This is a genomic window from Plantactinospora sp. BC1, assembly GCF_003030345.1.
Taxonomy (GTDB): domain Bacteria; phylum Actinomycetota; class Actinomycetes; order Mycobacteriales; family Micromonosporaceae; genus Plantactinospora.
In genome coordinates, this window is record NZ_CP028158.1 from 8,307,003 (window position 1) to 8,333,965 (window position 26,963).

General features: G+C 82.7%; 4 protein-coding genes and 1 pseudogene. 3 read left to right on the forward strand and 2 right to left on the reverse strand.

All coding sequences use genetic code 11. The annotated features are described in order from the left end of the window. Nucleotides 1–713 precede the first annotated feature (713 nt). Nucleotides 714–995, reverse strand: coding sequence for a hypothetical protein (locus C6361_RS36570; RefSeq protein WP_199853174.1), 282 nt, complete (start codon nt 993–995; stop codon nt 714–716). Nucleotides 996–2,574: 1,579 nt separating this feature from the next. On the opposite strand from C6361_RS36570, the gene C6361_RS37410 reads away from it, so the two are divergent. The 3 genes from C6361_RS37410 to C6361_RS39430 all read left to right on the forward strand — a co-directional run bounded on the left by C6361_RS37410 (nt 2,575) and on the right by C6361_RS39430 (nt 11,576). Beyond that, nucleotides 2,575–2,793, forward strand: a complete 219-nt coding sequence (locus tag C6361_RS37410; protein WP_159079652.1) for a hypothetical protein — start codon at nt 2,575–2,577, stop codon at nt 2,791–2,793. Nucleotides 2,794–8,996: 6,203 nt separating this feature from the next. After that, on the forward strand, nt 8,997–9,164 hold the full coding sequence (locus tag C6361_RS39425) for a hypothetical protein (protein WP_369931472.1): 168 nt from the start codon (nt 8,997–8,999) through the stop codon (nt 9,162–9,164). 129 nt (nt 9,165–9,293) lie between these two features. After that, nucleotides 9,294–11,576, forward strand: a complete 2,283-nt coding sequence (locus C6361_RS39430) for a DUF3631 domain-containing protein (protein ID WP_369931473.1) — start codon at nt 9,294–9,296, stop codon at nt 11,574–11,576. Nucleotides 11,577–18,952: 7,376 nt separating this feature from the next. On the opposite strand, the pseudogene C6361_RS37445 reads toward C6361_RS39430, so the two are convergent. After that, nucleotides 18,953–19,132, reverse strand: a pseudogene (locus C6361_RS37445) (amino acid permease); the annotation flags it as partial. Nucleotides 19,133–26,963 lie beyond the last annotated feature (7,831 nt).

A 26,963-nucleotide genomic window follows, 5' to 3' on the forward strand; every position in this document is an offset into this window, starting at 1 on the left:
CCCCCCGGCCCCCCGCCCCCCGCCCCACCCCCGTCACCCCCCCCCCCAGCCCCCCCCCCCCACCCCCCCCCGCCCCCCCCCCGCCTCTTGGAGTCCACCCCTGTATAACCCTGAGGTTCCTCCGGAACTATGGGAAGCACGCCTTCGTCGGATTCATCCGGTGCCAACTGTGCCGCCGGCGCTGGCCATGCCCCGCCCTGCTATCCTGAGTCCTCGCCGCCACCATCGCCTCCGCCCCTCTGACCCGGCCCACCACCACCCCCCCACCGCCCCCCCCCCCCCCCCACCCCCCGCCCCCCCCCCCCCCACCCCCCCCCCCCGCCCCCCGCCCGCCCCCCCCCCCCCCCACCCCCCCCCCCCCGCCCCCCCCCCGCCCGCCCCCCACCCCCCCCCCGCCCGACTCGCGTCCCGCCCACGCCCGACCCACCGCGCCACCCCCCCGCCCCACACCCCCACCGCCCCAACCCCACCACGCCACTCCCCCAGCCGCCGACAGCCCCCACCCCGCCCCCCATCCCCCCACAACCCACCCCACCACCCCTCCCGACCCACAAATGAATGGCAACTGAACGAATCAGCGTGTTCAGGCGCCGGATTCTGGATTCGAAGAAGCGGTTTGTGACACCCTCCTGCCGCAGGGCGTGGCGCAGCCGGTGACATTTGTCACAAACGCGCCGCCAGTGTGGTGCGGCGCGCGTCAACGGCCCCGTTGCTCAGCGCTCGATGGTCTTGTTCCAGCGCGTGTTCCAGGCTGGGCGGTTGGCGTTGACGCTGTCCCAGTCCAGGGTCACGGCGTTTTTCATCCACTGGTTGATCTTGGCCACCTGCTCGGCGCCTTCACCCACGGCCGGGGCCTTGGGGTTGGTGGGGATCTGCGCGCCAAACTGCAGCACGTTGGCCTGCGCCAGGGGGCTCAGCAGAAATTCGGCCAGTTTTTGCGCCAGCTCGGGCTCGCTGTTCTTGGCGATCACGCACTGGCCTGTCATCAGCACCACCGAGCCTTCCTTGGGCTGGGCGTATTCTCGGTGGAGTGGGGTCGCGCGGGGGGCGGGGGCCGGACCGGTGACGCAGGAGCTGGTGGCGGCGTGCGGGGAGTTGTGGTGGGGTGGGGGGGGTGCGCCAGCGGCGGGGCGGGGGTGCGTGGGGGCGTGAGGGGGCAGGGCGAGAGTGGGGAGCGGGGGGGCGGGGGGGGCGGCGGGGCGGGGGGGGGGGGGGGGGGGGGCGGGAGGGGGGGGGGGGTGGGGGGGGAGGCGGGGGGGGGGGGGGTGGGGGGAGGGGGGGGGGGGGTGGGGGGAGGGGGGGGGGGGGGGGGGGTGGGGGGTGGGGGGGGTGAGGGTGCCGGAAGCGCAGCAGAGCGAGGCGACAGGGAGAACCAAGCGGACGGGGGCGGAGAGGGCGGGGAAGAGAGGTCGGGGAGTCAGCGAGCAACGGCGGGGGAGGAAGCTGAGCAGAAACGAGAGGGCGGTGGAGTAGAGGACCGAACGGGTGGGGTCGGTGGTGGGGGGGGACGGGGAGCCGTGGGCGGGGCGCGGGCGGCGGTGCGCAGGGGCGGGACGTGTGGCGACGGTGTCGGACGGGGGGCGGACGGTCGGGTCGGACGTGGCGGTGGCGAAGGAGTGGTACGCGAGACACGGGGTCCGGCGCGTGGTCTACGGGATCAGCACCTGTGCGGCGGAGTAGCGAGGGGTGGCGCGGCGGGGGGGGCGGGGGTGGGGGGGGGGGGGGTGTGGGGGGCGGGGGGCGGGGGGGGGGGGGGGGGGGGCGGGGGCGGGGGCGGGCGGGGCGGGGGGGGGGGGGGGGGGGGGGGCGGGAGGGGGGCGAAGGAGGGCACCGCGGAGTAGGGGGTGTGGGTCGGGGGGATGGGGAACGGGGAGGGGTGCCCGTGGGTCGGGGCGGCGGGGAGGGGGGGGAGCGGAGGGGGGACCCGGTGGACGGGACTGTGCAGTTGCCCCTGACCCGCCCGCCCCAGCACATCCGTCCGCCGCTGCCCGCTCCCCGCCGCCCCCCTTCCCCCCCTCGCCTATCACAGCTCCCGACCCCCCTCCCGCCTCTCATCCGCCCCGCGACACGCCTCCGAGCCCACCCGTCCGCCCCACCCCCACCCCTTCCCCGCTCCCCCCTCCGACTCTCCCCCCCCCGGCCGCCCCCGGCCGACAAGCACGCGCCCCCGCCCCCCCGCCGCCCCCCCCCCCCCCCCCCCCCCCCCACGCCCCCCCCCCCCCCCACCACCCCCACCCCCCCCCCCCCCCCCCCCCCATCCCCCCCCCCCCCCCCCCCCCAGCCCCCCTTGCGTCTCTGCCCGCCCCCCTCCGCCTCCTTCCTCTCCGCCCCCCCGTTGCACGCCCCGCTCCCCCCACCTAGACCCTCATCCACCCCCCGCCGCGCGTCGCGCCACCAGCCACCCGGCCCCGCTCCGGACGGGCTGTCGGCTCCGGGCCGGCCGTCGGCTCGGGGTGGCCGCGTCGCGCCACGGCGGCGCGGGGAGTCGTCGTCGTTCGACGGTTCGGCCGGGTCGCCGTAGCGGACGACCTGCCCGGCGCGGATCTCGCCGCGCCAGCCCTCCACCTCGGCCTGATGCATGATCGTCTCGGTAATCCCGTGCCGGAAGAAGGGCTTGAGTGCGAGGCGTACCCGACCTGGCTCTTATACAAATCTAAAAAAAAAAAAAAAAGAAAGAGGGAAAGGGAGCAGAGGCGGAAGGCCGAAGAAGCGAGGAGGAAAGAGATGTCAGGGAGAGGGGGAGGAAGTAGAGAAAGAGAAAGGAAAAGTAAGGGAGAGGAGAAAAATGCATGAGAGAAAGAGAGTAAGAAGAAAAGAGAAAGAGGGAGGGGTGGCTGGAGGAGCGCGTGGGGGTGGGTGGGGTGCGCGGGGGGGGACTGGGGGGCCGAGTTGCGGGGGGGTGCGGGGGCAGGTGGGGGGGGGGGGTGGGGGGGGACGCGGCGGGGCGAGGTGGGGCGGGGGGGGGGGGGGGGGGTGGCGGGGGGGGGGGGGCGGGGCGGGGGCGGCGGGGGGGGCGGGGGGGGAGGGGGGGGGGGGGGCGGGGGGGGGGGTGGGGGGGGGGGAGGGGGGGGGGGGGGGGGCGGGGGGGGAGGGGGGGGGGGGGGAGGGGGGGGCGGGGGGGGGGGGGGGGGGGGCGGTGGGGGGGGCGGCCGGCGGGAGCGTCGGCGGGCCGCGATCCGGCCGGGTCGGGCGGGACCGCGGGGACGGCCCAGCCGCCGTCCGGCCGGGGTCCGGCGTCGAGTCGGCGGCGGGGGAGGGGGGGCCGCTCGTACAGCGCGATGAGCCCATCCGCAACCGTGCCGGGCCGTCGGCCCGGTCCACGCCGGCCGGCAGGAAGTTCATCGGCGGGGCGCCGAGGCAACCCCCGACGAACCCGTCGGCCGGGTGGTCGTCGACCTCCAGCGCCTGGCCGATCTGCGCGATCCGGCCCTCGCGCACCACCGCGACCCGGTCCCCGAGGGAGCGCGCCTCGTCCTGGGCGCTGTCCCTTATACACACCTAAACAAAAAATGCTAGGACGAAGGAAGCCCGGGGTCGCCGGTGATCACGCGGTCGGACGAGCCGAGAGTCGCCGGCGTCCGGAGTTGCATCGTAGGAACCGAGGACGCACACATTGTGGCGACGGCCCGGCCTGTTCGCGGGCTCCGAGCGTACGTCGACGTGGTGCGCCGGCACTACACGGTGCTCTGCGCCGGTGACAAGCTCAGCCCGTCCGCCCCCGCGGGCGGCGCCCCCCGGCGGACCCGACACGGCGGCGTGTCCCGCGAGCTCACCGTCCCCGCGAGCCGCCCATGACGGTTGGCGCCGTCTCCGCCCACCGGCCCTGTGCGGTCTTCTCCGAACCTCCCCGCGGGATACCTCCGCGCCGGCGGTACGGGTCGGCCGACGCCCCGCTCTCCCCGTCGACGGACGGGATCGGGCGCCGTGCGCGCGCCGCGGCTGCCCGTCTGCGTGCGCGGGCCGCGTCGGGTGAGGCGGGGCGGCCGGTCGGTCGCCTCGCAGCGGCCCTCGAGGGCGCGCGGCCCTCACTGGGCGGCGCGGGGTCCGGGTGGAGCACCCTGCCCGGGGTCACCAACCCGGCGCCCCGGGCGGCGGCCGCGGCCTGTGCCGCGTCCGGGCCCCGGTCGCTCGGGCGCGCCGGCGGGGTGCCCGGAGCAGCGCGGCGTGTCGTCGGGTGGGCCGCCGGGGCGCGGCGGGGAGCGCGGGCGGAGTACGGCGCGGTTGATGCGTGCAACCGTGGCCCGGACGCGGCCGACGTGGACGAGAGAGGGGCCGCGGGGCAGAGCATCTCCGGGCTGACCGCCTGGCAGGGACTCGGCGAGCAAGGAGAGCGGAGGACGGGACAGACCGTCGGCGGGCCGGGGGGGGGGGGGGGGGGCGGCGGGGGGGGGGGGGCGGGCGGCGGGGGGGGGGGGGCGGGGGGGGCGGGGGGGGGGGCGGGGGGGGGGGGGGCGGGGGGGGCGGCGGGGGGGGCGGGCGGGCGGGCGAGAGCAGGAGGAAGGGGGCGGCGGGGGCGGCCGGGCCGGTGGGGAGCAGCGCGGCGGGGAGCGGGGGGGCCCGGCCGGCGGAGGCGCGGGGCAGCAGCAGCGTGGAGGGTGCGGCGTGGACGGCGGCCGGGGCCCCCGCGTCCCCCGCGGGGAGGGCCCGCCCCACCCCCCGGCCCACCTCCTCGCCGGTCCGCCCCCGCCGCTCCGCCACCGACTCCCCGCCCCACCCCTCGGCCTCCCTCGGCGCCCCCACCCACGCCGCTCCCGCCGCCCGCCCGACCTCCCCGCCCCCCCCCCCCACACCAACCCTACCACCGGCTTCGACGCCCCACTCCCCCCCCCCCCCCCCCCCCCTCTCCCCCCCCCCCCCCCCCCCCCCCCCCGCCGCCCCCGCCCCCGCCGCCCCCCCCCCCCCCCCCGCCCCCCCCCCCCCCCCCCCCCCCCCCCCCACCACCCCCCCCCCCCCCCCCTCCCCCCCCCCCCACCCCCCCCCGCCCCCCCCCCCGCCCCCCGCGCCACCCGCCCACGCCGCCCCCCCACGCGCCCCCCGCGCCCCGCCCACCCGCCCCCGCTCCCCGCCACCGAGCCCCACCGCTGGGTGGTCGCCGCGCCCCACCTCGGCCCGCGCATCCCGCCCGCCCGGGCCGCCGCACTCCTACCCGGCCTCTCGCCCCCCCGCTGGCCCGCCCGGCCCCTGACGGCCCCCCCACTCGCCCCCCCCCCCCCCCCCCCCGCCGCCCGCCCCCCCCCCCCCCCCGCCCACCCCCCCCCCCCCGCCCCCCCCCCCCCCCTCCCCACCCCACCCCCCCCCCCCCCCCCACCCCCCCCCCCCCCCCCACCCCCCCCCCGCCCGCCGCCCCCCCCCCGCCCGCCCCCCCCGCCCCCCCCCCCCCCCCCCCCTCCCCCCCCCCCCCCCCGCCCCCACCCCCCCCCCCACCCCCACCCCCAACTCCGCGCCCACCCTCCGCCCCCACCCGCCCCGCCGCACCACCACGCCGACCACCCCCCACGCACACCTACCCCCCCCGGCCCCTCGCACCCCACCCTCGCCCCCTGGGGGGGGTGGGGCGCGGCGGGTGGTCGGTGTGGTCGGGTGGGCGAGTGCGCGCGGGGGGGTGGGGGGGGGAGGGCGGGCGGGGCGGGTGGGGGGGGACGGAGCGGCGGTGGAGGGGCGGGTGCGGGAGGGGGTGGGGGGGGGCCGGGGGGGCGGGCGGGGGGCGGGGGGGGGGGGGGGGGGGGGCGGGGCGGGGGGGGGTGGGGGGGGGGGGGGGGCGGGTGCGGGGGGGGGGGGCGGGGGGGGGTGGGGGGGGGGGGGGGGGGCGCGGGGGGGGGGGGGGCGGGGCGGGGGGGGCGGGCGGGGGGGGGGGGGGGGGGGGGGGGGGGGCGGGGGGTGGTCGGGGGGGGGGGGGGGGGGCCAGGCGGGGGGGTGGTGGCCGGGGTGGGCCGGGTGGGGGGGGGGTGGAGGGGCAGGGGGGGGCGGGCCTGTGCGGGGGGGGAGGGGAGGGGCGGGGGGGTGGGGGGGTGTGGCCGGGCGTGGCGGGCAGGCGCGCTGAGTCGATGTGCGCTGTGAGGGGCTGGGCCGCGACAGTCCCTGCTGTGGCGGGGGTGGGGAGCTGGGCTGCGGGGCGGCGCGGTGTGGGTGGGGGTGGGGGGGGGGGGGTGCGGGGGGGGGGGGCGGGGGGTGGGGGAGGGGGGGGGGGGGGAGGGGGGCGGGGGGGGGGGGGGGGTGGGCGGGGGGGGGGCGGGGGGGGGGGCGGGGGCGGGGGGGGGGGGGCGGGGGGGGGGCGGGGGGGAGCAGGCGGAGGCGGGCGGGGAGGAGGGGGGCGGGGAGGGGGCGGAGGAGGAGGCGGGGGGGGAGAGGGAGGAACGGGAAGAGGAAGGGGAGGAGGGAGGGAGAAGGTAGACGAAGGGGGAGGAGAAAGTGGACGTGGAGCCAGGAGGGGCGGGGAGGGGCAGGGTGGAGGAGAGAGAAGGCATGGTCGTCACGCGCGTGTGCACGAGCGGGCGGGGGAGCCGCGTGGGGCGGCGGCGGGGCGGGCAGAGACGGCGAGGACGCAGCGCGTAGAACGCAGGGCCGGAAGTTAGGAGCCGGGGGAGGAGCGGGCGGCGGGGGGGTGCGGAGGCGGCGGGGGGGGGGGGGGGGGGGGGTGGAGGGGGGGGGGGGGCGGGGGGGGCGGCGGGGCGGGGGGGGGGGGGGGGGCGGGGGCGGGGGGGGGGGGGTGGGGGGGGGGGGGGGGGGGGGGCTGTGGCGGAGCGGGGGCGGACCGGCCGGGCGCAGCGGCTGTGCGCGGCGGGGACACGCGGCGAGCGCGGCGTAACGGTGGAAGAACGGGATGCGATACCGGAGCTGCGGCCGCACGGGGCTGCAAAGGGGGACCTCGTCGCGCAGCCGGAGGGTGAGCTGGGAGAGGCGGTCCTGGACGACCCCGGCGGTCGGCGACCCCGCCGCCCTGGCCGCGACCGCCCGGCTGCCCCTCGCCACCCCCCCCGCCTACTCGGCGCCCGCTGTCCCCTACCCCTCCCTTGGCGCCCTCCCCCACTCCCCCCCTCCCTCCCCCCTCGCCCCCCCCCCCCCCCCGCCCCCCCCCCCCCGCCCCCCCCCCCCCCCACCCCGCCCCCCCCCCCCCCCCCTCCCCCCCCCCCTCCCCCCCCCCCCCCCCCCCCCCCCCCCCCCCCCCCCCCCCCCCCACACCCCCCCCCCCCCCCCCCCCCCCCCCCCCGCCGCCCGCCCCCCCCCCCCCGCCCCCCCTCCCCCCCCCCCCCCCGCCCCGCCGCCCCCACAGGAGGCCCTCCGCGACGCCGCGTACCACGCCGCTCCAGCAGCCCCGCGCCTCCCAGCGCCGCCCGCGCACACAACCACACACCCATCCGCCAGCCCGGAGCATTGATGTGTTTGTGGTGGGGTTGATGTGTAAAGGATGTTGATTGATTTGTTATTGTTCGGTAGAGGTGTATGTTTATGAGTTTTATTGTAATGGAGTTGCTTCCTATGTATACTCACTACATGTCGTCGGCAATGTCAGATGAGTTAAGGATACAGGTTGCTCAGCGGACGCGGGTGCCTGAACCAGCTCGGGCTGGGTCAGGACCTGGTGCGCCTGCGAGCGCTGGAGGAGTTCAGTGATCAGCATGCAGCCGACCTCTGACACCTGAGCGGGGGCAGCAGGCAGCGCACAAGGTCGCTGCAGTCTCTTATATAAATCTCAACATATCACTCACACAAATCTCCCACCCCACGAGCACCCGCTACATCCCTTACTCCGTCTCTTGCTTCCAACAAACAAATACATCAACCTCCCCCCCCCTCGCCCACGCCGCCAGCCCCGGCCCCTGCCACCTCGACCCCCCCTCTGCCCTCCCCCCCCCCCCCCCCGCGCCCCCCCCGCCCGCCCGCCCCCCGCCCTCACCCCCCCCCGCCACCCCCCCCACCACCCCGCCCCCCCCCCCCCCCCCTCCCGCCCCCCCCGCCCCCCCCCCCCCCCCTCCCGCCCCCCCCCCCCCCCCCCACCCCCCCGCCCCCCCCCCCCTCCCCCCCCCACCCCCCCCCACCCCCCCACCCCCCCCCCACCCCCCCACCCCCCCCACGCGCCACCCCCACCCAGCCCCCCCCACCCACCGCCACGGCGCGCCCCCCCGACCACAGCCCACCCCGCACCCCGCGACAACCCCGCGCACCAGACGCCCCCACACCCCCACCCGCCCCCCCACCGCACCACCCGCCCCCACCCTCACCCCCCCACACACACACGCGCCCAGGACGCTCAGGGCTCCACCCCCCAGCCCCGCCACCCCCCCCCGGCAGCCCACCCGCGCCCCGCGCCCCGGACCCCCCCGCCGCAGCCGCCACCCCTCCCCCTCGCTGCCGCCACACGCGCCCACCACCACCAGCCGCCCCACCGCGCGCCGGCTCCGCCGCCCCGCCCCCCCCCCCGCCGCCCCCGCCCCGCCCGCCGCCGCCCCCCCCCCCCCCGCCCCCCCCGCCCCCCCCCCCCGGCCCCCCCCGCCCCCCCCCCCCCACCCCCCACACCCCCCCCCCCACCCCCCCCCACCCCCCCCCACCCCCCCCGTACGGCCCCCACGACACCGCCCACACCCCCACACCGAGCGGCAACACCCACCGCACACCCCACGCCACCCCCGCCCCCCCGACCCACACCAACACCCACAACACGCACCCGCCCCACCTCCCACCCGCCAGCACACCATGGTGGTGGGCGTGGGGTCGGGGGCAGGGGGGGCGGGGGCGGCGGGGGGGCGGGGGGGTGGCGGCGGGGGGGGGGCGCGGGCGGGGGGGTGGGCGGGGGGGAGGGGGGGCGGGTGGGGGCCGTGGGCGGCGGGGGCACGGGGGAGGGGGGGCGCGCGGGCGCCGCGGGGGGGAGGGGGGGGGGGGGCGGGGCGGGGGGGCGGGGGGGGGGGGGGGAGGGGGCGGGGGGGGGGGGGGGGGGGGCGGGCGGGGGGGGGCTGGTCGGGCACGGGGGGGCGGTGGGCGTGCAGGCGGTGCTGGGGCAGGTGGAGCGGGGCGACGGGGGAGGGTCGGGCTTCTGGGGCGACGGTGCGCGGCGCCGGGACCCGGATCGGGTAGGCGACTACGCGCGGCGGCTCGTGGGCTGCGGGATGAACGCGGTGAGGGTCAACAACGTCAACGTGCAGGGTACGGCGAAAGCAGCGTGTTCGTAAATCTTGTAGACCTGCGATGAGTTGTGGACGTTGAGTTTCTTGAGTCTCTCATGTGTGCATTCTTTTTTTTTTCAGATGTGGATAAGAGACACGCCCGACACCATCGAAGACCGCGCCGTAGTCGTCCGGATGCGCCGCCGTGCCCCCGGCGAGCAGGTAGCACCGTACCGGCACCGCCGGGCAGGGCCAGCGTTGCTGCGACTGGCAGAGCGGGTGAACGAATGGCTCAGCGCGCACCAGGTATCTTATACACAGCTGACGGTGCCGACGATACGCAGTGAGCAGAGCTCCACGAACGCCGGATCCAAACAAAAACAAGATAGCAATCACATGACACCACGCAACACCCCGCTGCCCACCCCCACACATGTACACATCAGCCACACGGCACAGGGGTCGCGGGTAGGGGGGAGGAGGCCGGGGGTGGGGGTGAGGAGTGGTGCGGGGAGGGGGGCGGTACGCGCGGAGGGCTGTGCGGGGTGGGGCGGGGCGGTGGGGGGGGGAGGGCGGGGGGGGAGGCGGGGGGGGCGGCGGGGCGGGGGGGGGGGGGGGGGGGCGGGGGGTGGGAGGGGGGGGGGGGGGGGGCGGGGGGGGGGAGGGGGGGGGGGGGGGGGGGGGGCGCGGGGGCGGGGGGGGGGCGGGGGGGGGGGGGGTGGGGGGCGGGGGGGGGGGGGGGAGGGTCGCCGCGACGTCGCCGGCCGGGGTCCGGGCGGGGTCGGCGCGGGCGCCGGGGAAGCGGGTGGGCGGGCGGGGGGGGTCGGGGAGCGGGCGGGGCGGGGGGGCGCGCGGGACGGGGGCGGCGGCGAGCGGGGGCGCCGCGAACCGGGGGCGGTGGGCGGGCGAGTGGACCCCGCCCCGCCGGCCGAACGCGCCGGCCCCGCCGAGCAGCGCCGCGCCGACGGCCAGCCCCGTCCCCTCGATCCCGGCGGCCCGCGCCACCCGCCCCGCCCCCCCCCCCGCGCGCCCCCCCCCCGCGCCGCCCGCCCAGCCCGCCCCCCCCCCCACCCCCCCCGCCCCCCCCCCCCCCGCCCCCCCCCCCCCCCCCACCCGCCCCCCCCCCCCCCCCTCCCACCCCCCCCCCCCCCCCACCCCCACCACCCCACTCACCCCCGCGCCCCTCCCCCCCGCCCCTCCCACCTCCCCCACGCCACCCTCCCCCCCCCTCCCACCCACCGCCCAGCCCCACCCCCCCTTCCTCTCTCTCCCTTCTTCCCCCACTCCCCCACCTGCCCCATCCCGCCTCCCCCCCACACCTGCGCGCACCCCGCCACCACCACCGCCACCCGCCACCACCGCACCCTCGGGGCCCTGTGTGTCGTCGCGCGTGGCCTGCAGGGCTGTGGGGCGGTGCGCGGGCGACCGGGTGTGGTGTGCAGCGTGCGCTGGGAGTGGGCGGTGGGGTGCGCGCTGCCGGTCGGCCGGGCGGGGCGCGGGCGCGGTGGGGGGGGGCGGGGCGGGGGGGGGGGGCGGGGGGGGTGGGGGGGGGGGGAGGGGGGGGGGGGGGGGGCGGGGGCGGGGGGGGGGGGGGGTGGGGGGGGGGGAGGGGGGGGGGGGGGTGGGGGGCGGGGGGGGGGGGGGGGGGTGGGGGGGCGGGGGGGGGGCGGGGGGCGGGGTGGGGGGGGCGGCCCTGTGGGTGAGGGGGAGGCGGGCCTGGGGCGTGTGAGCGTGGGGCGGGACGGTACGGAGGAGGACCGGGGTCGCGCCGACGGGGGGGGGGGTGACCTGGTGGGTGGGCGTCTTGTCCAGCACCTGGGGGAGGTGGGAGGGCGGGGGGCCGCGGGGGGTGGGGTGTGGCGCGCTGCGCGGCGGGGGGGTGGGGGTGGGGGCGCGAGACGGCGGGGGTGGGGGTGGGGAGCGTGGAGCTCGGGGGCAGGGGCCGACGGGGTGCGGGGCGGGGGGGGGGTTGCGCGGCGGGGGGGGGGGGGGGGCGGGGGAGGGGGGGGGGGGGGGCGGCGGGGGGGGGGGGGGGGGCGGGCGGGGGGTGGAGGGCGTGGGGTGCGGGGGGAGGCGGGCTGTGTGGGCGGGGGGGGCGGAGTGGGCCGGAGTCACCCGGGGGCAGGGGGGCGGCACGCGGTCGGTGGGCTCGGCGGCCGGCGTGCGCGGGGGGGTGCTCGGGGGGCGCGCCGTGGGGGGTGGCGAGTGGGGCGGCGGCAGGGGGGGCACCGGGGAGCGGTGCACGGCCGGGCTGACCGGCGGCGGGCGGGTACTTTTATGGGTACTACTAGTAAATGCTTGGCATTGACGTTGCTGATAAAGGATAATGTTATGAATGTTTGTATGTTGCCAGCTAATAACAAAATTTTTCGTAAGAAGTTTATCGTTAAGGAATTTATTCGACTCGTTTATGTGAGCCCAGCTAAAGTTGTTATGGACGCAGTTATATTGACGTTTTTTTTTTTTATATTTGTATAAGAGACATCTCCACTCCATACCATCCTCCTGTGATGGCCACGATCCCTCTGGTGTCCAGCCACGCGCCTTGGGCACCGATCCCGGAACTTATCGGCTGGGACCAGCTCGTCGACAGATCGATCTTCTGACCGATGGCGGAGGCGGGCAAGTCGTCGGTCGACTTCTGGCGGGACACCGTCAAGGTACGCACCCAGTACCGCCGGTTGTCCTTTGTAACCTCCTCCCCCAACATCCCCTCCGTGCCGCACCCGTGGCCGTCGCTGCCCCCTCCGCCCCGCCCGCGCTCTCCCCCGGCCCATCCGCCCCACCCGGCGCCACCACTGCATGACCCCAACACGCTGCCCGCGCCGCGTCGGTCGCCCCCCCCCGCCCCCGCCCCCGCCCCCCCCGCCCCCCCCCCCCCCCGCTCCCCCCCCCCCCCCGCCCCCCCCGCCCCCCCCCCCCCCTCCCCCACCCCCCGCCCCCCCCCCCGCGCCCCCCCCCCCCCCCCCGCGCCGCCCCCACCCCCGCCCACCCGGCCGCGCCGTCCGGGCGGGGCCCCCTGCGGCAGCGCCATCCCCAGCTCCGGGCCGCGTACCCCGAACCCGCGGCGCCCACCGACCCCCGCCCACGCCCCGGACCCGCACGGAGCCCCGCCCTGCCACGCGCAGCGGGATCACTGCAGCAGTGCTGGAGTCGGTTGAAGATATCGTGGCGTGGGCCCGGGTATCGCGGGGGGTCGGCGGCTGAGTGGTGGAAGACCGGGGGGGGGGGGGGGGGGGCGGGTGGGGGGGGTGGGGGGGTGGGGGGGGGGGGGGGGGGGGGAGCGGGGGGGGGGGGGGGGGGCGGGGGGGGGGGGGAGGGGGGGGGGGGGGGGGGGGGGGGGGGGGGGGGGAGGGGGGGGGGGTGGGGGGGGGGGGGGGGGGCGGGGTGGGGGGGGGGGGGGGGGTGGAGGGGGGGGGGGGGGGGGGGGGGGGGGGCGGGGGGGGCGGGGGGGGAGGGGGGGGGGGGGGCGCGGGGAGGGGGCGGGGAGACGGGGCGGGGGGGGGGGGGGGGGGGGGCGCGCGAGCGGCAGGCGGGGGGGGCGGGAGTAGGGGAGCGGGGGGCGGGCCAGGGGGGGCGCCCCCCCCCCTCCCCCCCACCTTCCCCTTCGCGCCCCCCCGCCCACCCGCCCCGGTCTCGACCCCCCTCGCGCCCCCCCTCCCCCCGCCCCCCCCCCCCCCCCCCCCCCCCCGCCCCCCCCCCGCCGCCCCCCCCCCCCGCGCCCCCCCCCCCCCCCCCCCCCCCGCCCCGCCCCCCCCCCCCGCCCCCCCTCCCCCCCCCCCCCTCCCCCCCTCCCCCCCCCCCCTTTCCTCTTCCTTTCGTCCCCTTTCCCCCTCTCCCCCTTCCCATCCCACTCCTCCCCCTCCTCCCCACCTCCCTATTCCCCCTCCCTCCCCCTCTCCTCCTCCCCCTCCCGCCCCCTTCCCCTCTCCCCCCCCCTCCCTCTCCCACCCCCTCCCCCCTCCCGCCCCCCCCTCCCCCCCACCCCCCTCCCCCCCGCCCCACCCTCTCCCCCACCCCCCCCCGACCCACCCTCCACCCGCCGCCCACCCCCCCCGGACCGGCCGCCGCATGCCCCCCGCCACCGCCCGCTCCAGCCCGCACGCCCCCCCCCCCCCGCCGGCCCCCCCTCCCCATCCCCACCCCCGCCCCCGCCCCCGCCGCCCCCCCCCCCCGCCCCCCCCCCCCCCCCCCCCCCGCGCCCGCCCTCCCCCCCCCCCCCCCCCCCCCGCCTCCCCCCCCACCCCCCCCCCCCTCCCCCCCCCTCCCCCCCCCCCGCCCCCCCCCCCCCTCCCCCCCCCCACCCCTCTCCTCGCTCCCGCGCGCCTCCTCACACCCCCCGCCCTCTCCCTCTCCCTCCCCCCCCCCCCCACCCGCCCCCTCCTCACTCCCCCTCTCCCCCTCCCCGCTCCCACCACCTCCCCACCCGCCCCCCCCGCCCCACCTTCCCTCTACACCAGCCCTCTCCTCAGGGGGGGTGTGGGGGGCGGGGAGGCGCGGCGGGGTGCCGGGGGTGGAGGCGGGGCGGTGGGTGGGCGGGTGGTGGGTGGGCGGGGGGGGCTGGGTGTGGGGGGAGGGGTGGGGGTGGTGGGCGCCAAGGTGGGGGGGAGGGGGGGAGGGGGGGGGGGGTGGGGGGGGTGGGGGGCGGGGGGGGGGGGGGTGGGGGGAGGGGGGGGGGGGGGGGGGGGGGAGGTGGGGGGGGGGGGGGGGGTGGGGGCGGGGGGGGGCGGGGGGGGGGAGGGGGGGGGGAGGGGGGGAGGGGGGGGGGGGGTGGGGGGGGGCGGAGGGCGGGGGTCGGGGGGGGGGGGGGGGCTGGGGGGGGGGGGGCGGCGTGGGGGGGGAGGGAGGTGGGGAGGCGGTGCGGGGGGGTGGAGGGGGGGGGGGGCCGGCCGGCGCGGCCGGGGGTGTGCGGGTAGCGTCAGTACCGACCCGCCGCCCCGCGCTCCCCCCGCTCCCGATCCCCTCCCTCCTGCCCGCCCCCGGCCGCAAGCCCACGCCGTCGGCGTCCCCCCCGTCCCCCCACCCCCCCTCGCCCCGCCCCCGCCTCCGCCCCCCCCCCCGCATCCCCCCCTCCCCCACCCGAGCCATCCCCCTCAGTCCGCCCCCCCCCCCCCCCCCCCCCCAGCCCCCCCACCCCCCCCCCCCCCGCCCGCCCCCCCGCCCCCCCCCCCGCCCCACCCCCCCGACCACCCCCGACCCCACCACCCCACCCCCACGCCCGCCGCCACCGCGCCCCGCCACCCCCCACCAACGCCCGTCCGACCCCGCCCCGCCCGCACCCAACCCGCACCCTGTCCCCACCCCCACACCCGCCCCGCCCCACCCCCACACAACCGCCACCACACCCCGACACAACCCCCGTCCATCGCCTGGCCGGCCCGCCCGCCGGCCGTCCTCCGGATCGTCCCCCCCACCGCCGGTGCCGTCCGCACGCCCGCCACGGCCAACCCTCTGCAGTCCGCCAACGTGACCCCCCCGGTCCATGCCCCCCGCCACATCCTGCCGACCGTCGGCTGGCCCAGCCTCCCCCCCCCCCCCCCCCTCCACCCCCCCCCCCCCCCCCGCCCCGCCCCCCCCCGCCCCCACCCCCCCCCCCCCCCCCCGCCCCCGCCCCCCCCCCCCCCCCCTCCCCGCCCCCCCCCCCCCCCCCGCGCCGCCCCCTCCGCTCCCGCTCGCCGCGCCCGCTCCCGCCCCCCCCCGCCCCCCACGCCCGCGCGCGCGCCGACGCGGCGCCCGCCCGTCCGTGCCCGGGCACCCCACCCCCGCAGACGACCTGCTCCACACGCATCGCCAGGCCACGCGCTGGGTAGCCGAGTGGAGCTCCGGACAGTCCGGCAGCCCGGCCCGCGGCCGCTGCGGGTATGACCGGGCGCGCCGAGCAGCTGGCCCTCGCCGGCAGACCCACCCCGAACGTCCGGGTCGGCCGGCCCGTCCGGCTCTGCAGCCGCCGCCCCTGCGCGGCGTGACTGGGCGCGCCGCACCGGTCCCCCCACAGCCAGCACCCCATGGCGAGCCTGCCGCGCCTGTACACCCCCGCCCCCCCTCGCGGCTCCAGCCGCCGCTCGCCACGGCCTGCCCCTCGCTCGGCACGTGCGTCGCCGGCTCGCAGACCCGTGCGACGACGCCGGCCAGGGTCCGCTCGCCCAGGTGCGGGCGGGGCGACCTCAAGCACCTCCGGCTCGGCCGCTCAGTCCGAACCCATCCCTGGACGGTATACTCCCCAGATGGCCCCGCACCTCTCGACGCGAGGTGGTGGTTGGCCGGTGCGGCGCGGGTGGGCGGGGGGCTGTGTGCGGGGGCGCGGGGGGGGACGGTGCCGGGTGCTGGCTGCGGGGGGCGAGTGTGGGTGGTGCTGGTTGGGACGCGGGGGGGGCACGCTGAGGCGGGGGGAGGTGCACGGGGGGTGGGGGGGGTGGGGGGGGGAGGGGGGGGGGGTGGGGGGGCGGGAGGGGGGGGGGGGTGGGGGGGCTGGGGGGGGGGGGGGGGGGGGGGGGGGGGGGGCGGGGGGGGAGGGGGGGGGGGCGGGGGGGGGGGCCGGGCGGGGGGGGGGGGGGGGGGGGGGGGGGGGGGGGGGGCGGGGGGTGGGGCGGGGCGTGGGGGGTGGAGAGGGGGGGGGGGGGGTGGGGGGCGGTGTTGGGGTTCGGCGGTGAGGAGGGGGGGGGCGGGAGGGTGGGGGGGGTGGGGGGGGATGCCGATCTCCCCCCCCGGCGGCGCGACCCCCCCCCCCTGGCTCCCCCTCCGCGCCGTGTCCATGGTCCCAGCCATCCCCGCCATCCCCTCCCGCTCCCCCCCCTCCCCCACCGCCCCACCCCGCTCGTCCCGCTTCCCGCCCACCCCCTCCCCCCCCCCCTGCACTCCGCCGCCGCCGACGCTTCCCCCGCCCCCCCCCCCCCCCCCCCCCGCCCCGCCCCCCCCCCCCCCGCCCCCCCCCCCCCCTCGCCTCCCGACCCTCCGCTCCCCCCCTCCCCCCCCGCCCCGCCCCACTCCCCGCGCCCCACGTCCCCCTCTCCCCCACCCGCCGCGCCCCGTCCACCACCCCACCCCCCACCCCGCCCCCGCCACCCTCTCCGCCCCCCCCCCCCTCCCCCCCCCTCCCCGCACCCCCCCCCCCCCACCACCCCACCGTCCCCCCCCCTGCTCGGCCGGTCAACGGGCCATCCTGTCGACCACGGCCACCACCTCGCCGGCACCGTCCTCGTCCGCCATCAGGTCGTCGAGTGCCTCCGCCCGGCGCCTCCGCCCCTCCTCCTCCCCCGCGGCCCCCATCTCGGTTGCCCGCCCCGCCTCCTCCTCCCCGCGCCACGGCCGCTCCCCCCCCCCCCCCCCCCCCCCTTCCCCCCCCCCCCCCCCCCCCCCCGCCCCCCCCCACCCCCCCCCCCCCACCCCCCGCCCCCCCCCCCCCCACCCCCCGCCCCCCCCCCCCCCCCCCCCCCGCCCCCCCCCCCCACCCCGCCCCCCCCGCCCCCCCCCCCCCGCCCCCCCCCCCCCCCCCCTCCCCCCCGTCCCCGCCCTCCGCCACCACCCCCCACCCACCCCCCCCCCCCCCCCGCCTCGCGCGGCCTCACCCCCACCCCCGCGGCCGGTGCCGGACTGCCGCCGGTGCCGCCGGAGCCGGCCCGGGCCCTCTACGGCGACACGCTGTTCCAGGGCAAGCGGTTCCACAGGCTGCGGCGGTACCACCGGGCCGCCGCCCGGCACGGCGACGCCGACCTGGCGGTCGACCCGACGGGCGGCTGGCTCGCGCCGTTCCACCCGGGCTGGCCCCTATACACATCTAAAAAAAAACATACACATCTGACCCTGCCGACGACCAGGCTAGTCTAGATCCCGCTGTTCCCCGCCGCAGTTCACCAAGCTACAGTTACACATGCGACCTACAGCAAGTATTACGCAAGCAGCTGATGTCTAGAAGATGACATGCCAACGTGGTATCAACTGTGACTAAAGCCAAACTCTATGGCACAGTTACCGGGACCGCATCGCCGGTTGGCGTCCCCGTGCCACCCGGGCGGGCCGGCGGGGCGGGGCCTGGGGGGGGCCGGGGCCGTGCAGGCTCCGGGTGGGGCGGCCCGTGGGGCCCGCCTCCGGCTCCCGCCGGCGCTCCGACGGGGCCCTCGGAGGGTCGGGGCGTCGCGCGGGAGTGGTGGGGCGCGCCCAACCGGTCCGGGGCGGCGGGCCGGGCGGCGGCCGGGCGGCCGGGCCGGCGGGACGGCGGGCGCGCGCGGGGGCCGATGAGCGCGAGGGGGGCGGCGGCGGGAGGGGCGCAGGCGGGGGACGCGGCACCCGACAGGACGAACGCCCGCAGCAGCGGCGAGACCGCTGAGGTGGAAGTGCCGCCGGGTCGGGGCGAGGAGCCGGCGCAGGGCCGGGGTGCAGTCAGCGCGACCGCTACGGCGAGGGGTACCGGGGTGGGCGTGGGTGTGCAGGGTCTGTGGGGGGCGGTTGCCGGTGCGGGGGCGCAGCGGGGGGGGGTCAGGGTGCGGAGGGGGGTCGGCGAGGTGGGCGGCGGCGGGAGCGTCGTGTGTGGCTATGAGGGAGGGCGTCACCGGCCGGGCGGGGGGGGGGGGCGGGGCGGGGGGGGGGGAGGGGGGGGGGGGGGGCGGGGGCGGGGGGGCGGTGGGGGGGGGGGGGGGGCGGGGGGGGGGGGCGGGGCGGGGGGGGGGGGGGGGTGGGGGGGGGCGGGGGGGCGGCGGTGGTGCGCGGGGCCCGTTAGGGGGGGCGCAGTGGGGGGCGCGGAGGCGCGGTGGGCGCACACCTGGGCGAGGCCGGCGGGGAAGGCGGCCGCCTGCGGGGGGTCGAAGGCGTAGGGGAGGTGGGCGGCGGGGACGACGCCGAGGGTACGGGTGACGGGACCACCCCCGCCCCGGCCTCGCTCCCCTGCCCGGCCCGCCCCTCGCCCGGCTCGTCCCCTCTGCCCCTGTCCCAGGCCGCTTCGCCCCACCCGCCCGCCGACCGCGCCCCCGCCCCCGTCCTCCGCCCCCCGCCCCGCCCCGTCCGCCTACCCCGTTTCCCCCCCACCCCCCCCCCCCTCCCCCGCCCCCCCCCCCCCCGCGCCCCCCCGCCCCCCCCCGCCCCCCCCCCCCCCCCCCACCCCCCCCCGCCCCCCCCCCCCACCCCCCCCGCCCCCCGCCCCCGCCCCGCCCCCCCCCCCCCCCACCCACCCCCCCCCCACCCCCACCCCCGCCCCCACCCACCGCCCCGCCCCCCCCCAACCCCCCCCACCCCCCGGCCGCTGACCACCCGCGGACACCCCCCCGCCCCGCACACCCGCCACCCCACCCCACCACCTCAGGCGGGGCGGGGACGGGGGGGGGGGGGGGGCGGGGGGTGGCCACAGGGTGGGGACGGGCAGGCGACGGGGGGGGCGGCGGGGGGGCCGGGCGACGTGCGGGGCGGGGAGGGGGGGCGGGGGGGGGGGGGTGGGGGCGGCGGGCGGGGGGGGGGTGGGGGGGGGGGGGGCGGGGGGCGGGGGGGGTGGGGGGGGGGGGGGGTGGGGGGCGGGGGGGGGGGGGGGGGGGGCGGTGGGGGGGGGGGGGGGGGAGGGCGGGGGGGGGGGGGGGGGGGGTGGCCGGACCGGAGGCGGTGGGAGCGGGGGTCCGGGGTAGAGGAGGAGGGGGGGCTCGACGGGGGCCGGTGGCCGGGCCGGCTCGACGGTAGGGGGCGGGGCGGTGGGGGGGGCCGCCTCGGGGGGCCGCGGTGGCTCGGCCGGGCGCAGGTGCGGGGCGGGGCGAACTAGTAGCTGGAGAAAGGTGGACGTCGGAATGAGTAGGGCAGTTTTATATTGAAGGCGACGGCGGCCGCCAAGAGCGAACACGTGCATATCGTCGGCGGCGTCAGAGGTGTATAAGCGGCAGGACCAGCACGGTACAACTGGAGAAGCCGATCGCGTGCCGGACGTCGCCGGGCGCCACCACCAGCACCACCACCCCGGCGACGGCGAGTTCGGCCCGATGCGGCACCCGGTACGTCGGGTGCACGGCGGCCAGCGCACCCGGCAGGTCACGGCGGCGGGCCATCGCCAGCCCGGTCCTGCCTCCTATCCACATCTGAAAAAAACACCCCCTTCCCCCGCCTCCACCCTCGCCCTCACTTCCCCCCTTTCCATCTCCCGCCTCCTCTTTTCGGGTGTCCTGGTGGGGGGGGGCGCGCTGGCTATCGTCTGGGCGGTGCTGGTCCTGCGGGACGGCCCGGTGGGCGGGTTGAGGGCGGTGGGGACGGGGACTGCCCGGGAGGCCGGGTCCCGGGAGCGCGGCCCGGTGACGGTGGGCGGGGAACTGGGGGGGCGGGAGAGGGCGGCGGCGGCGAGCGACAGGGCGGAGGGGGAGGGGGGGGGGGGGCGGGGGCGGGGGGCCGGGGGGGGGGGGCGGGGGGGGGGGGGGGGGGGGCCGGGGGGGGGGGCGGGGCCGGCGGGGTGCGGGCGCTGGGGGCGCTGCTCGGCGCCGGCCGCGTACACCTGTCCTGGGCCGCCGGGGGGGGCTGTGACGAGGTGGTCGCCGCGCGGCTGCTGCGGGCCTGGGGCCGGGCCGAGCGCGGCGCGCTGCGGGTGGTCGGGTACGACCGGGGGGGGGAGGGTGGGGCGAGAGGGCGAGAAGGGCAGGGTGGGCTGCGCGGGGGGGGGGAGGAGCGGGGCGGGGGGCTCCGGCGAGGGGGGCTGGTGGGTGGCGCGCGTGGGGGGGGGGACGGAGTGGGCCGCGGCGACGGGGGGGGGGGGGGGGGAGTGGGGGGGGTGGGGGGCGGGGGGGGGGGGGTGGCGGGGGGGGGGGGGCGGGGGGGGGGGGCGGGGGGCGGGGGGGGGAGGGGGGGGGGGGTGGGGGGGCGGGGGGGGGGGGGCGGGGGGGGAGGGGGGGAGGGGGGGGGGGGAGGGGGGGGGGGCGGGGGGGGCGGGGGGGGGGGGGCGCGGGGGGGGGGGGGGTGGGGGGGGGAGGGGGGGGGGGGGGCGGGGGGGGGGAACTGCCGGGGTTGAGCCGGCTCGACGACGGGGGGCTGCGGTGAAGCAGGGGGGGGGGGAGAGGGGGGGGGGGGGCGGGGGGGGGGAGGGGGGGGGGGGGGGGGGGGGCGTGGGGGGGGGGGGGGGGGGGGGGGGGGGGGGTGCGCGGGGGGGGGGGGGGGGGGGGCGGTGGGGGGGGGGGGGGGGCCGGGGCGGGGGGGGGGGGGGGGGGGGGGGGGGCGGGGGGTGGGGGGGGGGGCGGGGGGCGGGGCGGGGGCGGGGGGGCGCGGGGGGGGGGGGGGCGGGGGGAGGGGGGGGGGGGCGGGGGGGGGGGGGCGCGCGCGCGGGGGGCCCGTGCGGGGGGGGGACGGGGGGGGGCGGGGAGGTCGGGGGGGGGCGGGGGGGGTGCCGCTGTGGCTGGGGCGGGTGGAGGGGGGCGGCACCGGCGAGCGCGCCGCCGGCGCGAACGGCGTACCGGTCGGCGCGGCGGGGGCGGGCTGGACCGATGGCCCCGGCGGGTACCCCTGCCCCCGCCACCCCCCCCCCCGCAAACCCCGCTTCCGCCCACCCGCCCCCGCTCCCCCCCCCCGTCCCGCCCACCCCGCCCGCCCCCCTCCCCGCCCCCCCCGCCCCCCCCCGCCCGCCCGCCCCCCCCCCCCCCCCCCGCCCCCCCCCCCCACCCCCCCCCGCGCCCCCCCCCCCCCCCCCCCCACCCGCCCCCCCCCCCCCCCCGCCCCCCGCCCCCCCCCCCCCACCGCCCCCCCCCCCCCCCCCTCCCCCCACCCCCCCCCCCCCCCCCCCGCCGCCCGCCCCCCCCCCCCCCCCACCGCCCCCCCGCCTGCGCACCCACCGCGCCCCCCACCCCCGCCCGCTCCCCCGCACCCCCGACGCTCTGCCCAACGCGCGCCGCCCACGTCACCGCGCCCTCACCCGACGCCACCAACCCCCACCACCTAGTCGCCGCCGTACACCCGCCGCCCCCCCTGCCCCGTCAGCCCCAGCACCGCCCCGCCCACCCCCCCGCCCCCCGCCCCCCGCCCCTCGCCCGCCCCCGCCCCCCCCCCGCCCCCCCCCGCGCCGCCCCGCCCCCGCCCGTGCCCCCCCTACCCGCGGTTCCCCCGCGCCCCCCCGCCCCACCCCCCCCCCCGGCCGCCCCCCCCCCGCCCCCCCCCCCACCCCCCCCACCCCCCCCCCCCCCACCCCCCCCACCCCCCCCCCCCTCCCCCCCCGCCCCCCCCCCCCGCGCCCCTGCCCCTGCACCCGCTGCCACCCCCCCACCCCCTCCGCCACCCCACCCCCCCCCACTGCCCCGACCACTCCCTTGACCCCCCTGCCCCCCCCCCCCCGACACCCCGCCACTTCTCCACCACCCTTCCACCCCCTGGCCGCGGCGACCGCGCTCGCCCGACGGATCCCCCCCCGGCTCGGCCCGCCGACCCCCCCCGCCGTCGCCCGGCCGGCCGCCCGCACCCCCCTGGCGGTGCTGCCCCTGGCCCCCCCCCCCGCCGCCCGACGCGCCCCCGGCCCACACCCACCCGCCCCCCCCCCGCACCGGCGTCCGCCTCCTGTGCCGACCGCCCCCCACGCCGCCCCGCCCGCCCCCCCGCCGCCCGCCCCCCCGCCCCCCCCCACCCCCCCCGCCCCCCCCCCCCCCCCCCCCCCCCGCCCCCCTCCCCCCCCCCCCCGCCGCCCCCCCCCCCCCCCCGCCCCCCGCCCCGCCCCCCCCCCCCCCCCACCTCCGCCGGCCCCCCGCACCCTCGCCACCTCCCCCAGCGCCCCCCAGCCCACCGACACCCCCCCCCGCACCGCACCCCGGGGAGGAGGGGGGAGGGAGAGGGGGGGGGGGGGGTGGGAGTGGGAGGGGAAGGGGGAAGAAGGGGAGATAAAGAAGGAAAAGGGGGGGAGGGGGGGGGGGGGAGGGGGGGGAGGGGGGGGGGGTGGGGGGGGGAGGGGGGGGGGGGGGGGGGGGGGGGGCGTGGGGGGGGGGGGGGGGGGCGGGGGCGGGGGGGGGGGGGAGGGGGGGGGGGGGGGGAGGGGGGGGGGGGCGGGGAGGGGGGGGGGGGCGGGGGGCGGGCGGGGGCGGGCCGGCAGCGAGGAAGCGGGGCAGGTGTGGGCGGGCGGGCGTGATCGGGTCGACGAGTCCGGGGGGGAAGAACCGCAGCGGGGAGGCGTCGGAGGCGGCGCGCAGGCGCTGCGGGGCGCGCTGCACGCGGATCGGGACCGCGGCGTGCGAGCCGGGGTGGAGGTGTACAGAGATAGGAGTGGAACAAATCGTTGAGTACAACAAGGAGAAGTAATAATGTTTTCTCTGAAGCAACGGACCTCACAGCACTTTACACACTGATTACCGTCGGCGGCGTCATGTTTGTAAAGGAGGCGTGGTCACATCCGCTCGCGTAGCCGAGCGCGATTCCGCTGTGCCGGGGTGAAGCGACCAACTCGGCCACTGGTGTGCCCGTCCAGCACCGTTCGTTGATTGGTCGGCCGGCGGGATGGCGACGGCCGACCAATCAACGAACGGTGCTGGACGGGCACACCAGTGGCCGAGTCTGCCGCTTATACACATCTCCTAGCCCACGAGACTAACGCGAAACTCGCATCCCGCGTTCTGCCTGTATCAACATATACAAACGATAGTGCCGACTTCATGTTGTTAGTGATTCAATCCAACTGACTCAGATGCCCGACCTGGCCCGATCGACGTCCCCGCAGTCGCGGACCACCTACCCTCCCGACGCCGCTGCGACGGGCGAGCCCCGCCCGCTTCCCGGCTGGACCCCGGGACGCCTCCTCACCTCCCCCCCCCGTTACCCCCCCCGCTTCCTCAACCTGCTGCGCTCGGCGCGCACCGGTGCTGACCTCCCGCCGTACCCCAACACCTCACGCCGCAACGCGGCGCTCCGGGCCCGCCCGGCCCGGCCGGTGTCCGCCGCCGAGCTGGCCCCAGCCGCCGCCCAGCGCCGGGCGAGGCGGCCCGCCGGCGCCCTGATCGGGATTGCCGGGCCGATCGGGCCGTTCGGGGCCGTACTGGTCAACCTCGCCTTCCCGCAGTCGTTCCTGGCGTACCCACAGGACGGCGCCTACTACCTGGCCTTCATCGGCTGGTACGCCCCCCGCGGCCCGGGCACGCCCCGCCCCGCTCCGCATCCCCCGCCCCCCCCCCGTCCGCCGCGCCCCCCCCCCCAGCCCTCCCCCATCCCCTCCCCCCCTCCGCCCCCCCCCCCCGCCCGGCCGCCCCGCCCCCTCCCGTACCCGACCCCACCCCCCCCCCCCCCCCCCGCCGCCCCCCCCCCCCCCCCCCCCCTCCCCACCCCCCCCCCCCCCCACCCGCCCTCCCCCCCCCCCCCCCCACCCCCGCCCCCCCCCCCGCCCCACCCCCCCGCCCCCCCCCCGCACCCCCCCCCCCCCCCCCCCACCCACCCCCCCCGCCCCCCCCCCCCCGCCACCCCGCCCGCCCCCCGCCCCCCCCCCGCCCACCCCCCACCCCCACCCCCAGCCGCCACCCACCCCCCCCCCCCCCCCCCCCCCGCCGCTCCCCCCACCGCTCCGTCGGGGGGTCGGGGCGGCGCTGCGGTCGGGGGGGGGGGTGCGGCGGGGCGTGCGGCAGGGTGGCGGGGTGCGCGGGGTGGCGGGCAGGGGTGGGCGGGGGGGGGGGGGGGGGTGGGGAGGGGGGGGGGGGGGGCGGGGGGGCGGGGGGGGGCGGGGCGGGGGGGGGCGGGGGGGGGGGGGGCGGGGGCGGGCGGGGGGGCGGGGGGGGGGGGGGGGGTGGGGGGGGGGGCGGGGGGGGGGCTGGTGTGGCGCGGGACGAGCGGCGCGCGGGGGCGAGGGACCAGGGGGGGGGGTACGGCACGGGTCCGGCATCGGGCGCGGGGCAGCCCGCGCTGAGCCGGTCCGAGGCGGGACCGACGGAGCCGAGGCGCGCGGACGCCGCCCTGGTGGTGGGCAGCGGGGTCGCGGGCGGCGGGGGCGGCACCGTCGGCCCGGCCCGGTCGGCCCCGGGCCCTCGGTGGGTCGCGGCTCCACCAGGGCCGCCCCGCCCACCGCCGCCAGGGCGGCCGGCCCGGACGGGCCGCCCACCGCCCGCGCCGCCCCCGCGTCCACCCCCCCCGCACAAACCCACCGCCGGCCGAAGAGCCGGCAGCCCCCCCCCCCCCCCCTGCCCCCGCCCCCCCCCCCCCCCGCCCCCACCCCCCCCCCCCCCGCCCCCCCCCCCCGGCCCCCCCCGCCCCCCCCCCCTCCCCCCCCCGCCCCCCCGCCCCACCGCCCACGTCACCGTCCTGCCGGGCCGCCGCCCGCCCCGGCCCGACCGCCGGGCGCCCTACGGACGCTCACCCCGACCCCCGCGACCGCCCCCCTCCCGCACCGCGGCGGGGGCCCCGCGCCGGGCGCGGGCGTCCGCGGGGGGGCGGCATCCCCCACATCCCCATCCCCCACCGTCCCCCGCCGCTCGCCCGCCTCCTCCCCCCCTGACCGCCCCCCCCCCCCTCCCCCCCCCCCACCGCCGCGCCCGCCCATATCCCCTCGCGCATCCGCCCACCTCCCGCCGCTGCCCCGCCACCCGTCCGCCGCCCCGCACGCCCCCGACGCCCCTCCCCCCCCCCCCCCCGCCCCCCCCGTCGACCCCCCCCCCCCCGCTCGCCCGCCCCCCCGCCCCGCCCACGCCCGCCTACCTCCGGCCCTTCCCCCCCGCGCCCGCCCCCCCCCACTTCCGCCCTCTGGCCCCCGCCCGTGGCCGCGCCCATCTGCACCGTGCGCGCGCACTGCCGCCGCACGCCCCTCCCCCCCCCACACCCCACCACGCCCACCACGCACGCCGCCCCGCCGCTCCGGGACCCCACCTTGGGGACGGGAGACGTGGTGAGGGGGAGGGCGGGGGGGCAGGCGGGGTGGGGGGTGCGGGGTGGTCGCGGTGGGTCAGCGTGCCGTGGTGGTACTGGGGTGGGACGGTTGTGGGGCGGGGCGGTGCGCGCCCCGGATGGGCCGGCGGCCCTCGGCGGCGAGGAGGGGGGGGGGCGGGGGGGGAGGGGGGGGGGGCGGGGGGGGAGGGGGGGGGGGGGGGGGAGGGGCGGGGCGGGGGGGGGGGGGGGTGGGGGGGGGGGGGGGGGGGACGGGGGGGGGCGGGCGGGGCGAGCCGTCGGGGGGGGCGGGGGCGGGGACCGGCGCGACCCCGACCGTCGAGCGTGCGGGCGGCGGCCAGGACGTCGTGTAGGTCGAGAGGACCGACCCGGTCGACGGGGTGCTGGACGTGACGTGGGGGCTGGACGGCAGGGGGGGGGTGGGGGGTGGGGGGGGGGGGGGGGGTGGTGTGGGGGGGGGGGGGGTCGGGAGGGGGCGGGGGGAGGACGTGGGGGGCGGGGTGTGGGGCGGCGGGGTGGAGGGACGGGGGCCGGGTGGAGGGCGGGAGGGGGGGAGGGAGGGGGGAGGGGCGCTGGGGGGGAGGGGGGGCGGTAGGGGCGGGGGGGGGGGCGGAGGGGGCGGCGGGGGGGACGGTGGATGGGCGGGAGGGGGGCGGGGGGGGGGCGGCGGGGGGGCGGGGGGGGAGGCGTACCGCCGGCAGGTCGGGCCCGGCGAGCGCGGTCGCGTTCGGGGTGCCGTGGGCGGGGTCGTAGGTGGCGGCCAGGCGCGGGGTGCTCTTGCCGGGCGCCGCGACCTGCGAGGGGAACGCGGTCGGGTCGTCGTGGTGCAGGGGCGTGAAGGGTGCCCGGCCGGTCGGCCCGCGCCCACCCGCCCGGACCCCGCCCGGTTCGATCCCGCTGTCGAACCCTGCCCGCGCGCCACTCCCGACGCCGGCCGGCGCCTCGTCCGCCCCGACCGCCGCGCCGCCCCCGTCCGGCCCCCCCGCGTCGCGCCCGGCGCGGGCGCCACCCTCCTCCCGCCCCCGGGGCCGGCTGCCCGGCCCGCCGGCCGCCCCCCCCCCCCCCCGCCCCCCCCCCCCGCCCCCCCCGCCCCGCCCCCCCCCCCCCCCCGCCCCCGCCCCCCCCCCCGCCCCCCCCCCCCCCGCCCCCCCCCGCCCACCCCCCCCCCCCCCCCGCTCCCCCCCCCCTCACCCCGCCACCCCCCCCCCCCGTGGCGCACCCACCTCCCCGGCAGCGACCCCCACACCGACAACCCCCCCCCTGCTCCCCCCCCCCCCCCCCCCCCCCCCCCCCCCCCCCCCCCCCCCCCCCCCCCCCCCCCCCCCCCCCCCCCCCCCCCCCCCCCCCCCCCCCCCCCCCCCCCCCCCCCCCCCCCCCCCCCCCCCCCCCCCCCCCCCACCCCCCCCCCCCCCCCCCCCCCCCCCCCCCCCCCCCCCCCCCCCCCCCCCCCCCCCCCCCCCCCCCCCCCCCCCCCCCCCCCCCCCCCCCCCCCCCCCCCCCCCCCCCCCCCCCCCCCCCCCCCCCCCACCGGCCGCGCCCGCTTCCAGCCCACCGGCCGCGCCCGCTTCCAGCCCACCGGCCGCGCCCGCTTCCAGCCCACCGGCCGCGCCCGCTTCCAGCCCACCGGCCGCGCCCGCTTCCAGCCCACCGGCCGCGCCCGCTTCCAGCCCACCGGACCGGCCGAGGCGGCGGAGCCACCGGCCGAGGCGGCGGAGCCACCGGCCGAGGCGGCGGAGCCACCGGCCGAGGCGGCGGAGCCACCGGCCGAGGCGGCGGAGCCACCGGCCGAGGCGGCGGAGCCACCGGCCGAGGCGGCGGAGCCACCGTCGCTCCCGACACCGTCGCTCCCGACACCGTCGCTCCCGACACCGTCGCTCCCGACACCGTCGCTCCCGACACCGTCGCTCCCGACACCGTCGCTCCCGACACCGTCGCTCCCGACACCGTCGCTCCCCCCCCCCCCCCCCCCCCCCCCCCCCCCCCCCCCCCCCCCCCCCCCCCCCCCCCCCCCCCCCCCCCCCCCCCCCCCCCCCCCCCCCCCCCCCCCCCCCCCCCCCCCCCCCCCCCCCCCCCCCCCCCCCC